General features: G+C 34.2%; 14 protein-coding genes and 1 riboswitch. Of the genes, 9 read left to right on the top strand and 5 right to left on the bottom strand.

The annotated features are described in order from the left end of the window. Window positions 1-2: 2 nt before the first annotated feature. From CW357_RS07735 to CW357_RS07745, 3 genes are all read left to right on the top strand, one after another. Complete coding sequence (locus CW357_RS07735) at window positions 3-707, top strand: cysteate racemase (RefSeq protein ID WP_119414464.1); 705 nt, start codon at window positions 3-5, stop codon at window positions 705-707. A 121-nt stretch (window positions 708-828) separates the two neighbouring features. Continuing rightward, window positions 829-2,109: a DEAD/DEAH box helicase gene (locus tag CW357_RS07740; protein ID WP_119414465.1), complete on the top strand. Its 1,281-nt coding sequence runs from the start codon at window positions 829-831 to the stop codon at window positions 2,107-2,109. Window positions 2,110-2,121: 12 nt separating this feature from the next. Then, window positions 2,122-3,351 (top strand): aminopeptidase, encoded by a 1,230-nt coding sequence (locus CW357_RS07745; RefSeq protein WP_119414466.1) that lies wholly within the window; start codon window positions 2,122-2,124, stop codon window positions 3,349-3,351. 281 nt (window positions 3,352-3,632) lie between these two features. Here the strand turns inward: CW357_RS07745 and CW357_RS07750 are convergent, their stop codons facing one another. Further along, window positions 3,633-4,013, bottom strand: coding sequence for a magnetosome magnetite crystal formation protein family (locus CW357_RS07750; protein ID WP_164489567.1), 381 nt, complete (start codon window positions 4,011-4,013; stop codon window positions 3,633-3,635). A gap of 153 nt (window positions 4,014-4,166) precedes the next feature. Then, window positions 4,167-4,272: riboswitch (TPP riboswitch) on the top strand. Between the two features lie 120 nt (window positions 4,273-4,392). On the opposite strand from CW357_RS07750, the gene thiT reads away from it, so the two are divergent. Together thiT and map are read left to right on the top strand one after the other, a co-directional pair. After that, entirely contained in the window at window positions 4,393-4,953 is a 561-nt protein-coding gene (thiT, locus tag CW357_RS07755; RefSeq protein ID WP_124217747.1) for an energy-coupled thiamine transporter ThiT, read from the top strand. Between the two features lie 224 nt (window positions 4,954-5,177). Further along, complete coding sequence (gene map / locus CW357_RS07760) at window positions 5,178-5,930, top strand: type I methionyl aminopeptidase (protein WP_119414469.1); 753 nt, start codon at window positions 5,178-5,180, stop codon at window positions 5,928-5,930. Window positions 5,931-5,998: 68 nt separating this feature from the next. Here map and CW357_RS07765 read toward each other — a convergent pair whose 3' ends face one another. Next, complete coding sequence (locus CW357_RS07765; RefSeq protein WP_233548005.1) at window positions 5,999-6,727, bottom strand: tryptophan-rich sensory protein; 729 nt, start codon at window positions 6,725-6,727, stop codon at window positions 5,999-6,001. A gap of 178 nt (window positions 6,728-6,905) precedes the next feature. Here CW357_RS07765 and CW357_RS07770 point away from each other — a divergent pair, with 178 nt between their 5' ends. Further along, window positions 6,906-7,676: a polyphosphate kinase 2 family protein gene (locus CW357_RS07770; RefSeq protein WP_119414470.1), complete on the top strand. Its 771-nt coding sequence runs from the start codon at window positions 6,906-6,908 to the stop codon at window positions 7,674-7,676. A 215-nt stretch (window positions 7,677-7,891) separates the two neighbouring features. Next, entirely contained in the window at window positions 7,892-8,437 is a 546-nt protein-coding gene (locus tag CW357_RS07775) for a GNAT family N-acetyltransferase (RefSeq protein ID WP_124217748.1), read from the top strand. 209 nt (window positions 8,438-8,646) lie between these two features. Here CW357_RS07775 and CW357_RS07780 read toward each other — a convergent pair whose 3' ends face one another. The 3 genes from CW357_RS07780 to CW357_RS18225 all read right to left on the bottom strand — a co-directional run bounded on the left by CW357_RS07780 (window position 8,647) and on the right by CW357_RS18225 (window position 10,656). Further along, window positions 8,647-9,210 (bottom strand): beta-class carbonic anhydrase, encoded by a 564-nt coding sequence (locus CW357_RS07780; protein WP_119414472.1) that lies wholly within the window; start codon window positions 9,208-9,210, stop codon window positions 8,647-8,649. Window positions 9,211-9,274: 64 nt separating this feature from the next. Further along, window positions 9,275-10,273: a rod-share determining protein MreBH gene (gene mreBH / locus CW357_RS07785; RefSeq protein ID WP_119414473.1), complete on the bottom strand. Its 999-nt coding sequence runs from the start codon at window positions 10,271-10,273 to the stop codon at window positions 9,275-9,277. Window positions 10,274-10,515: 242 nt separating this feature from the next. Beyond that, window positions 10,516-10,656, bottom strand: coding sequence for a hypothetical protein (locus CW357_RS18225; protein ID WP_164489568.1), 141 nt, complete (start codon window positions 10,654-10,656; stop codon window positions 10,516-10,518). Window positions 10,657-10,950: 294 nt separating this feature from the next. Between CW357_RS18225 and motA the strand changes: the two genes are divergently transcribed. Together motA and motB are read left to right on the top strand one after the other, a co-directional pair. Beyond that, window positions 10,951-11,754 carry a flagellar motor stator protein MotA gene (gene motA, locus CW357_RS07790; protein WP_124217749.1) on the top strand — a complete coding sequence of 268 codons (804 nt, stop codon included), beginning with the start codon at window positions 10,951-10,953 and terminating at the stop codon, window positions 11,752-11,754. After that, window positions 11,738-12,508: a flagellar motor protein MotB gene (gene motB, locus CW357_RS07795; RefSeq protein ID WP_119414475.1), complete on the top strand. Its 771-nt coding sequence runs from the start codon at window positions 11,738-11,740 to the stop codon at window positions 12,506-12,508. Before motA ends, motB begins: the two co-directional genes overlap by 17 nt. Window positions 12,509-12,552 lie beyond the last annotated feature (44 nt).

A 12,552-nucleotide genomic window follows, 5' to 3' on the forward strand; every position in this document is an offset into this window, starting at 1 on the left:
TTATGAAAAAGAAAGTACTTGGCATTATTGGCGGAGTTGGACCTTTAGCAACAATGCTCCTAGGCGAAACAATTGTCCGAAGAACTTTTGCGTTTAGAGATCAAGAACATATGCACTTTATCATTGATAATGATACACGTATTCCTGATAGAACAGATTACATCTTAGATCACTCTAAACCAAATCCACTACCAGTGATGGTAGAAGATGCTCATAAGCTTGCAAACGCAGGAGCAGATATGATATGTATTCCTTGTAATACAGCGCATAGATTTTATGAAGGTTTACAAGAAGGTTCACCTGTTCCCGTTCTGCATATGATTCGAGAAACTGCAAAGAAAGCACACCTATTGAATGCAAAACGTGTGGGGATTCTTGCAACAATCGGTACTTTGACTTCTAACTTATATCAAGAGGCTTTACTCGATGAAGGAATAGAACCAATTGTACCAGACAAAGAAATGCAAAAAGACCTTATGTCAGTGATCTATGACTATGTAAAAGCAGGAAAGAAAATCTCAAAAGAACAATGGCAACCCATTGAGACGGCTATGATAAAAGCAGGTTGTGACTATATTATATTAGGATGCACAGAACTATCTGTTGTGAATCGTGATTTATCTCTAGATAGTAATTTATATATCGATGCACTAATTGTATTAGCAGACACTGCAATTACTAGTTGTGGATATGAACTATTAGACTAAATTGAAACACCTGTCCTTTTCGGAGGGCAGGTTTTTACTTAAATACTTTTTAAATAAATCAATTTCATTATATATGAAACAAATCATCATAAAATTACACTGAGAGAAGGTGTGGGAAACAATGACATTCCTAAATTTATTAAATGAAGACTTACAAAAAAAGTGGAGCTTCCCATCCACTATGCCAATACAAGATCAAATGATTCCAGCACTTATAGAAGGTAAGGATGTTGTAGCTGAATCTCCAACAGGTACAGGTAAAACATTAGCTTACTTATTACCGTTACTTCAAAAAGTAGATGGAACAAAAAAAGCAACTCAAGCTTTAATCATAGCGCCATCTCAAGAATTATGTATGCAAATTGTAGAGGTTATTCGTGAATGGATTGCTGGCACACCTATTACTGTTGTCCCTTTAATTGGTGGAGCAAATCCACAAAGACAAATTGAAAAGTTAAAAAAGAAACCAACAATTGCAGTTGGTACACCAGGAAGATTAAATGAGCTTGTTAATGAAAGAAAGTTGAAACTGCATGAACTGACTACAATCATTTTAGATGAAGGTGATCAGTTACTAAGTAGGGACTATCGAGTAATTGTAAAATCTTTTATCGATGGTGCTGATCATAATCGCCAAGTAGCGGTTGTATCAGCTACAATAACAGATGAAATTGAGTTAGTTGCAAAACGTATGCTTCATGATCCAATCAGACTTCAAGTAGAGGTTGAAAAAGACTTACTAGGTGATAGCAAGGTAGTACATTCTTTTGTAAAGCTTGAACAACGAGATAAAACAGAGTTTCTTCGTAAAATTTCACATATATCAGGCGTGAGAGCCCTTGCTTTTATAAATAATTTAGATCAACTACTAATGAAAAAATCTAAACTGGATTTCCGTAATGCACCAATCGTTGCACTACATTCTGAGATGAAGAAGGAAGAAAGAAAAACCTCATTAGATAGTTTCCGTAAAGGAGAAGCACGAGTCCTAATTGCAACAGATATTGCGGCACGTGGTTTAGATATTAAAGGGTTAACACATGTTATCCATGTGGATGTTCCATATACAAAAGAACAATATGTGCATCGTTCAGGACGTACTGGTCGTGCTGGAGCTGACGGTGAGGTTATTACATTATTAGCTTATCATGAAGAACAAGCCTATCATAAACGTATGCGAGAATTATCTATTAAACCAGTTGAAAAAATTTGGTCTAATGGTCAATTAATCGAAGGACATGCGGAAGTAAAACCTCCTAAACAAAAGAGAGGGAATAATAAATCTTCAGGCTCATATTCTAAAAAGAAAAGTGAAAGTAGCTCATTTGGAAATTCTTTTAAAAAACAGGAAAACAAAAAGTTTTTTAGCAAAAAGAACCGTCTAAACAATAAAAAAAAGTGAGGTAACTGATTAATGACATTTGAAGAGAAGTTAGAGCAATTTGCTGAGTTAACTGTTAAAGTGGGTGCCAATGTTCAAAAAGGTCAAACACTCCTTATTAATACAACTACAGATACTGTCGAATTTACAAGGTTAGTTGTTAAAAAAGCTTACGAAGTAGGAGCAGCTCGTGTAACAGTTAATTTTTCGGATGATGTGATAAACCGTCAGTTTTTTGATAATGCACCAGATGCTGAGTTCGCAAAATTTCCTCGTTGGATTAGTGAACAACGAGATGAACTAATTGAGCGAAAAGGGGCATTACTTTGGATTGACGCAGCAGATCCAGATAATTTAACAGGTGTTCCAGTTGAAAAATTATCTGCTCATCAAAAAGCATCTGGCAAAGCTTTAGAAAACTATCGTGATGCTGTTATGAATGATAAAATAGCTTGGTCAATTATTGCTGTACCTTCTAAAAAATGGGCTGCAAAGGTATTTCCAAATCTAAAAGAAGAAGAACAAGTACCAGCTTTATGGGAAGCTATTTTTAAAACAGTACATATCGGTGAAGGAAATGTAATCGATAATTGGGAACAACATTTAAAAAATTTAGATGAACGCGCAGCTATATTAAATAAAAAACGATATGCAAAATTACATTACACAGCACCAGGAACAGATTTAACAGTCGAATTACCTGATAAGCATATTTGGTGCACAGGGGCAAGCTACACACCAGAAGGTACATCGTTTGTCGCTAATATGCCAACTGAAGAAGTATATACAATGCCATCAAAATATGGTGTTAATGGCTATGTGTCAAATACCAAACCACTTGCTTTCCAAGGTAATATTATCGATCATTTTAAAATTACTTTTGAAAACGGTAAGATTGTAAAAACAGAAGCTAGAGTAGGTGCAGAACTTCTTCAAGAACTAACAAAAGCAGATGAAGGATCACGATATCTCGGTGAGGTAGCACTTGTACCACATGAATCACCAATTTCAGCATCGAACATCCTATATTACAATACATTATTTGACGAAAATGCATCCAACCACTTAGCAATCGGTGAAGCTTATCCAACATGCTATGAAGGTGGGAGCGCGCTTTCAAAAGAGCAACTTGAAGAAAAAGGCATCAATACTTCTATTACGCATGAGGACTTCATGGTAGGTAGTGGAGAGATGGATATTGATGGTGTTCTACCTGATGGAACTGTAGAGCCTATCTTTAGAAAAGGAAGTTGGGCATTCTAAACTGCATTGCTGAACAAGATAAAAACCCTTCAATGACAGCCTATAAGAATGTACGGCTTATTATTGAAGGGCTTTTTAATTCTAGTAATAAATTGAGAAATTATCATTATTTTTTTAAAGGATTTTTCTTCTTTCTAGCGTCAATGGCTTTTATGATGATTGGATAAACGATTGGTGCGATTTTTATAGCAGCTTTTACAACTTTTCTTACTTGCATAATATGCACTCCATTCTTTGGATTCTCTGTATTTCGACATGATAAATCCCCATATAGATAGTATCTAAGCTTTAAGAACTTTTATGCCTTGAACAATATTCCATATAAACACTGCAAGGGATAAAATTACTTCAAAGACAATAAATATTAACCATGCAATTATGATAAATGTATCACCACTTGATGAGTATGACAAACCATTTGAATTTAATCCAATTGACTCATAACTACTTGACTGAAAACCAAAACTCATTACAACAACTATGAAGATTATTACACCAATAATTGTAGGTATGATTAGCAATAGGTGAGAGAGAAAAGCACGTTTTGCATGTCTTTTAACTTCAGGTTCATTTGCAACAAAGAAAACGATTAATGGTAAAATAAGCCCAGCAAAAAATACACTAAAATAACAAAGCGATGATAATACACGATTATTATTCACATTCATCACCTCCATTCAATCATTCATATACATCTACGGATAAAAGCGAATAAAAGATTCATTTGTTTTTTACAAGAGACAAAGGATTATTCGCTATTGAATTTCCAGCATAAGTTAAGTACAATAAATATGTTCAAAAAAATTTAATGATGTATCGACCACAAGGGGAGCCGTAAAGGACGGCTGAGAGTGAACCCGAAGTTCTAACCCTTTGAACCTGTAAGTTAATGCTTGCGTAGGAATGTGGATAGAAAACCGACTATTTCGATGTCAGGGCTATCCTGATGTCGTTTTTTTATGGTGAAATATCTAATTCTGGCAATACCAGAATACACTTTAGGACTTATGTGATCTACATCTGAACTAAGGAGGATGAAAATTGAACAATAAGAAATTATTAATGATGATTGAAATTGCAATTTTTGCAGCGATTGGTTTAGTTTTAGACCAGCTCTCATTTAGACTATGGGCTCAGGGAGGTTCTATTAGTCTTGTGATGGTACCAATTGTGTTGATGTCTTTTCGATGGGGAACAATACCAGGTCTTGTAACTGGATTCCTAATAGGAACTTTACAAGCAATAATGGGGGGCTATATTTTAACCCCATTACAAGGCTTTATCGATTATTTCTTTGCTTTTACAGTTGTAGGTTTAGCCGGAATCATCCGACGTCAATTACTTAAGGTTAGTAAAGAAGGAAAGAAAAAGCAAATGGTAGCGTATATTACACTCGGTACTTTTATAGGGGGATTATTACGCTATATTGCACACACAGTGGCTGGTATTGTATTCTTTGCAGAATATGCTGGAAAGCAAAATGTATACTTATATTCAATTATTTATAATGGTTCCTATATGATACCGGCAATTATATTAACAATCATTGTAGCATCTCTTCTCTTCACTACAGCGCCAAAGTTACTAGAACATAAAAGATAAAGAGGATAAGAAATAAGCCTAGTTTTCTATACTAATAGGAACTAGGTTATTTTATTCGATAAGATTTTTTTAATTTCATGATGTCGATGGAAAATGTTTGTATAAGTAAACTTTTCATGTATCTATAATATGATAGCTATAAGCTTAGGAAAGGTTTTCTAAAACTGCTTTTCGTAAATTGTGGTATAGTTAAGAGTAGATAAAATGAGAAGGGATCGTTACAAATGATTGCAAAAACGAAAGAAGAAATAGATGCTTTAATGAAAGCAGGCCGTGCAATGGCTGAAATTCGTGAAGCGATGAAAGCTGCAACAAAACCAGGTGTTACAACAAAAGAATTAGACGATTTAGCTGGTAAATTATTCGAAGAAAAAGGTGCCGTTTCAGGACCAAAAGCAGAATATGATTTCCCAGGATACACTTGTATTAGTGTTAATGAACAAGTGGCACATGGTATTCCAAATCATCATAAACTTAAAGCCGGTGACTTGATTAATATTGATGTGTCAGGTCATGTTAACGGTTATTATGCAGATACAGGTATTTCATTTATCGTTGGAGATGTTGAAAAACCAGAAGTTCAAAAAATTTGTGATGTAGCACAAAGTGCATTTGATCGTGCTATGAAAAAGGTTAAAGCTGGTTCTCGTTTAAGCCAAATTGGTAAAGCAGTAGAACGAGAAGCTCATGATAATGGGTTATCAGTTATTATGAATTTAACTGGACATGGTGTTGGACACTCTCTACATGAAGAACCACAATATGTGTTAAATTACTTTGATGCTTGGGATCGTACAATTCTTAAAGAGGGAATGGTATTAGCAGTAGAACCATTTATCTCACAAAAAGCTGAGCATATTGTAGAAGCTGGTGATGGCTGGACTTTTATTACACCAGATAAATCTTTAGTCGCTCAACTTGAACATACAATCATTGTTACAAAAGGCGAACCAATTATTACAACAAAAATTGACTAGAAAAAGTTAAAATAAAAAGCAGCTTAAAAGTTTGAAACCATTAAGCCACTTATTCAAGCTCTCTGAATTTATTCAGAGGGCTTTTGTTTTTTGATAAAAATAATTCCTACAACAAGTACACCACTCAAGAAAAGAGCAGCAGTTGTAACAAGTAATTCTTCAAAACCATTCTTAAATGCAATTCCAATAAAAGTCCAAATATAAATAATAGGGAAAAGGATATCTTCATAATGAAATCTGACATGTAATGCAATTGCTGCTCCAAATGTAAGCATAATTACTGCCCATAAAGGTTCGCTTAAATCTAAGAAGCTCCAATGATTATGGGTAAACAGGAAAGCGATGTTCATAAAAGTGACAATACTTTCCCATGCAAGGTATATAGAAATGGGTAAGCGTCCTACCCATGACCGATTCCAAACGGGATAGGTAAAATACAAACCTATCAAGGATAATAACATTAAAATAATAATGATAACTGACCAGGTAAAATATTCATAATGCCATAAGTAAATCCATAAAATATTAAGTACCGAACTCGTGACAAAATAAACAGTTTGCATAAATGTTATATGGTATTCGGTACGACGATTTTTCCACAAAAGATAAATCCAATAGGTCAAAATAATATAGATAAATACCCGAATAATATTAACGTACCCTGCAGGACTAAATAGGACAGTATAGCTATTGGAGATCTCACTTGTTGTATGGCCATTAAGTGGAATAATGTTAGCAGCTATGCTAAATGTAACCATGGCCAAATATATAATGGTTACGATCAATAGTCTGCCCAATACAATCTCTCCTTTCTGATTAGATTAGTGAAACAATCTAATAATTGATATGATGTACATCAAATTCCATAAATAATTAGTCACTCTATAGTATACAATCGTTTTAGTGTAACAACAAATACCATTTTAGTGAACATTGCGGTAAAATATTATAAAGATATAAAAAGGAGTGGATAAAGTGACTACACATATTGAAAAGCTGGATTTAAATAAAAAGCTAGACGATAAAATCTCCTATAAGAAAGAACTAAAAAAGCTCCAATTTGAAATGCTGAACATTCAACAATTCCTATTTAAGCATAATATTGGATTGATAATAGGTTTTGAAGGGATGGATGCAGCAGGGAAGGGCGGCGCTATTAAGAGATTAACACAGCGCTTAGATCCAAGGGGATATATAGTACATCCTATAGCTGCTCCTACTCAAGAAGAGTTAAAGTATAATCATCTTCATCGATTTTGGAAACGACTTCCTGCAAGAGGACAGATAGGTATTTTCGATCGTACGTGGTATGGACGAGTACTTGTTGAAAGAATTGAAGGATTTGCTTCAAAAGACGAATGGGGACGTGCTTATGAAGAAATCAATCAATTCGAAAAATTGTTAACAGATGATCATTACATTGTATTGAAATTCTGGATACAAGTATCAAATGAAGAACAGTTAAATAGATTTAAAGAGCGTCAAGAAGATCCTTATAAAAAGTGGAAGCTTACGGATGAAGATTGGCGTAATCGAGATAAATGGCCTTTATATATTGAGGCTGCTAATGATATGTTCGATAAAACAGATCAAAAGAATGCACCTTGGATTTTAATCGAGGGCAATGATAAAAAATACGCACGTATACAAGTTCTTAAAGAGACGATAAAACATGTAAAAAAAGAATGCGAACGTCAGGGCTTGCAAGTTACAGATCCTACAGAATCTTTAACTAAAGAAGTATAATATTTAAGTTTACATAGTTTTATCATAGATAAACAAAATAGTAAAAGAAAAATTTATTTTGGTTCTAGTTGAAAGAGACTTTGTCACTTAATTTTATGCATGAATTTTATATTTACTTCAGTGTTTAAGTATGGAATTCTGAATCTCTTGTTAAACGACCTTTTACAATATTCAAATGATATCTTCAATATATCGAAAAGGATGGATAATACTGTATGGTATTTTTAGAGGGACAACGTTGTTATTTGCGTACTTTAGAGTTAGCGGATGTAACACCATATACTCAAATGGTTGCACGTAATATGCATTACTGGTCAATCCATGAGCCATTACATCCACCTGAATACTACACTGAAAAAGTCCAAATAAAGAAAATTCAAGAGTCTATAAGGCAAATGCGCGCGAATCGGGAATATAGTTTTGGTATTTTCGCTTCTGGGAGTACGGAGATAATAGGGCATATTTCTATATATTCGATTAGACGTCTCCCTTTCTCCAGTGCTTTTGTAGGCTATTCAATGGATGAGGCACATACTGGAAAAGGGATTGTATCCGAAGCACTTTCACTTGTTTCAAAATTTGCATTTGAAGATCTTTGTATTCATCGATTGGAGGCATATGTTTCTCCCAAAAATGTAGCATCTGTCCGCGTATTAGAAAAAGCAGGTTATTTAAGGGAAGGGTTATTGCGTAAACTACTTTATATTAATGGGAAATGGCAAGACCATTATTTATATGCACTAATGGAAGGGGACTATTGAAAGGGTAAGGCCGCTTGGCGGAGATGGAGGACCAAATTCCATAGATTATTCAATGGAATGTAATATAAATGATATTGAAGATTTCCTGGGAAATCTGTCGAATTATTGAAAACTTGTGCTTTTACTGTATGATGTATTTCTTAAATAATATTTATAGTGATGAGATAAATACAAAAACAGCGATTTCCTCATAAGGAAATCGCTGTTTTTTATATCTTTGAGCCGTCTACAATTATATCTAATTTACCCGTCTTAGGATCAATGACTAAACCGTGAACGGGGATTGAGTCCAATACTAATGGATGGTTTTTTATCATTTCAACGCTATGTTGAACATTTTCTTGTACATCCTCAAACCCATGTAACCATTGTTTTAAATCGACACCTGAATAAGTAAGCAAATCGAGTGTATCTTGTGTAATTCCACGATCTATCATCTTTTGAAGCATTTTATCTGGGTTTACTGCACTCATACCACAGTCATAATGCCCGATTACAAAAACTTCATCTGCTTGAAGTTCGTATATTGCAACAAGCAAGCTTCGCATAATACCGCCAAACGGATGATTGAGTGTTGCACCAGCACTTTTAATTATCTTAACATCACCATTGCGAAGATTCATCGCTTTTGGCAATAATTCGACAAGCCGTGTATCCATACAAGTTAGAATAACAAAATGTTTATCAGGATATTTACTAGTAATATAAGGTTCATATCGTTTTTCTTCTACGAACGATTTATTGAATGTAATGACTTCGTTTAAAATAGACATAACTGTATCTCCTCCTCTTTCTAATTGTAAAATAACTACTTAGAAAAAGGAAATACTGAAAATTTTATTTTTTTAGTAAATGAATCGTATCTAATGCTTTTCCTGTTCCTATTACAACGGATTCTAATGGTTCAGGAGCTAAATGAACGGGAACATCTAATTTTTTAGAAAGCCATTCAGCCATTCCTTTTAATAGAGAACCTCCGCCAGTTAGAACAATACCGCGATCTACGATATCACCAGATAATTCTGGGGGACAACTTTCTAAAGATCTACTGATTAACTCTAAAATAGATAATAGATTTTCTTTTAAACAATTTTGAATTTGCAATGATGATACTGCAATAGTTTTTGGAAGACCTGTTACGATATCGCGACCACATACTTCAATTATTTCAGAAGGGTGTTCTATTAATGCATACCCAATTTCTTGTTTGATTTTTTCTGCTGTTGGTTCTCCTATTAAAACATTAAACTCTTTGCGGGCGAATTGAATAATCTCTTCATTCATATGGTCGCCACCTAGTTTCATGGTATTAGATGTAACAATCCCACCAAATGAAATAATACCAACTTCTGTTGTACCCCCACCAATATCAACAATCACACTTGCAATTGGATCACTAACTGGTAATTCTGCACCAATTGCTGCAGCAACGGGTTCCTCTATTAGGTGAACTTCTTTGGCTCCACATTGTTTCACGACGTCTTGAATTGCTAGTCGTTCAACAGAAGTAGCGCCAGATGGTGTACAAACGACAACATTTGGTTTACGTAAGGAAGATCCCATTTTCTTTGCCACTTTTTCCATCATAGATTTAATCATGGCAGCGGTCATATCAAAATCTGCAATTACACCATCTTTAAGAGGACGGATTGCTCGAATACTTTGGGGTGTTTTCCCTACCATTTCTTTTGCTTCTTTACCGGTTGCAACAATTTCATTTGTATTAATATTATAAGCTACAACGGATGGTTCATTTAAAATAATACCTTTATTTTTTGTATATACTAACGTATTGGCTGTGCCTAAATCGATTCCAACTGCTGTTGTCGAAAACATACGTAAAATTCCTCCTCAAAATACCTTAGGTTACATTAGTATAAAATATATTTCTTTTAAATAGCATGTTATTTTATGGTATATAACAATCATTTCATAGGAGTGTAAATAGAAAGGTGACATTAATATACGAATTTTAGAAATTATATAGTGCGATAAACCTTAAATGTTATAAATTCGTCAATAAATTGTTAGAAAAATGTAAAAAAAGCTACTTGCGACTAGCAAGTAGCTTTTTTTTACTAAAATTTAGTTTTTGGTTTTGGATCTACGATATTAGCAGATGAAGAATCTAGGCCTTCTCTTAAATAGTGGACAAACATCGCACCTGATACTAAAAGTATACCAAAGAATCCAACAACTGTAGCGATAAATGAAGCCATTATCGATAACCCTCCCTATATATGGAATTATTCATTAATAATAATTATACATGATTCGAAGATAAAGAGAAATTAAAAATTCTATAAAACTCTTTTAAGAATTATAGAACACTATTATTATAACACGTATTTAAATAAACTGGATAAAATAGATTGTATTGCTTCTAGTCGATAACTGTTACATATCACTATTATGTTTTCATCAAATATCTTATGTTGTTCGATATTGAATTATTAACATTGCAGAAAAATAACCGAAATAATAACAAGAATGACACTATGGAGGGTACTAAAATGGATTTATCATCGATTGTTGGTCTAATACTGGGGTTAATCGCAGTATTCGTTGGGATGACCTTAAAAGGTGTAACCCCTGATAATTTGCTTAACCCAGCGGCTATTTTAATCATTATTTTAGGAACAATCGCAGCTGTAACTATTGCATTTCCTAAAAGTGAATTGAAGAAAGTTCCAAAATTATTCAAGATTTTATTTACAGAGCAAAATCTAGTAAGTGATGTTGAAATTATTAAATTATTTTCTAGCTGGGCGGATTTAGCACGTCGTGAAGGGCTTTTAGCATTAGAGGGGAAAGTTTCTGAAATTGATGATCCCTTCTTAAAGAATGGTCTAACTTTAGCGATAGATGGACAAAATGCAGATTATATTCGCGATGTATTGACTGAAGAAGTAGAAGCAATGGAAGAACGCCATACAGCAGGAGCGCAAATTTTCACGCAAGCAGGTACATATGCCCCTACGTTAGGGGTACTAGGTGCGGTAGTTGGTTTAATCGCAGCTTTAAAAAATATGAATGATATTGATGCATTAGGACATGCCATTTCAGCAGCCTTTATCGCAACACTATTAGGGATTTTCACTGGGTATGTATTATGGCATCCATTTGCAAATAAACTTAGACGTAAATCAAGTATAGAAGCACGTCAAAAGATGATGATGATTGAAGGAATTCTTTCAGTTTTAGAAGGGGAGGCTCCTCGCGTAATCGAACAAAAGCTTGCTTCGTACTTAACAAAAGAAGAACGCAAACAAATTATGGGTGAAAGCGGGGCGAGCGGCCTTGGCAAGGAAATCTAAGAAGCGTAAAAAAGAACCAGGTGAAATCCCAGAGTCATGGTTGCTACCATATTCCGATTTACTAACATTATTATTAGCATTGTTTATCGTACTATTTGCATCAAGTACAGTAGATGCTCATAAATTAGCTCAGCTATCTTCTGTGTTTAATGCAGTGTTCGATGGAGGAAGTGGCGTAATGGAAAATCCATCTCCAGTAGAACCAACCGATCCTAAAAGTGACTCACTAAACAAAAATACGGCTTACTTAGAAGATCAAAAGTCCCTTTCAAAAATTAAGGGTAAAGTTGATGACTTTATTGCCGTGAATGAATTAGAAAAGCAATTCGAAACAAAGATGACCGATGATGGTCTTTTAATTACGATTCGAGATAGTGTGCTATTTGATCCTGGTAAAGCAGATGTAAAAGAAGAATATAAAGAAACTGCAAAGGAATTATCAAAAATTCTAGTTTTTAAACCAAAAAGAAGTGTAACAATTACTGGATATACTGATAATATTCCGATGAATAATGGGGAATTTTCATCTAACTGGGAACTAAGTGTTATGCGAGCGGTTAATTTCTTAACATTGATCGTTAATAATAATCCGAAAGTAGATTCCTCGTACTTTAGCGCGAAGGGATACGGAGAAAATAACCCAATAGCATCAAACAAAACAGAAAAGGGCCGTGCAAAGAACCGTCGAGTTGAAGTACTTATTCAACCATTAGTGAAAAAAGATGGCACATCAACAAATAATTCAAATGAATAAATACAAAAAAGGTATGTCTCCGGATAGAGGCATACCTTTTTGAC

The organism is Rummeliibacillus sp. TYF005 (assembly GCF_003844195.1).
Taxonomy (GTDB): Bacteria; Bacillota; Bacilli; order Bacillales_A; family Planococcaceae; genus Rummeliibacillus.